Genomic DNA, 324 nt, shown 5'->3' with positions numbered 1-324 from the left:
CGCGACGGGCCTGCTGCTGGCGCAGAAGGACAGCGATATGCCTAAACTCAGGAACATCGCCAGCTAATCATCAAATTGTGAGGCTAATCTCCTCCACATTGGGAGATGTCTCGCGCTGCGCCGGGCTCAACTGGAAGGCGTCTGCATCAATCCGAAGCCATGCACCCTGACCACCGGCTGACTTGTCCCGGTGACCCCGGCCGTTCCGGCCCCTGCCGAGACCGGTATCGTCGGCGCGGCAAAGATATCCTGGCCGAACCGGCGCTGCATATGACGAGCCACACTCTGCGCGTAGCGTCGCTGCCGCCAGGCGGTCGGGCTGTG

1 protein-coding gene is annotated in these 324 nt (G+C 63.3%); it reads right to left on the bottom strand.

Annotated features, from left to right (window positions below; translation table 11 throughout):
* Nucleotides 1–126 precede the first annotated feature (126 nt).
* The coding region (locus R5H29_RS02060) for a hypothetical protein (protein WP_332328655.1) at nt 127–324 on the bottom strand (198 nt) is incomplete at its 5' end.

Origin of the sequence: Stenotrophomonas sp. A3_2 (assembly GCF_036624925.1) — a bacterium.
Lineage (GTDB): Bacteria > Pseudomonadota > Gammaproteobacteria > Xanthomonadales > Xanthomonadaceae > Stenotrophomonas > Stenotrophomonas hibiscicola.
The sequence above is the reverse complement of the archived record's forward strand: the minus strand, read 5'-3'. Positions and strand labels throughout refer to the sequence as shown.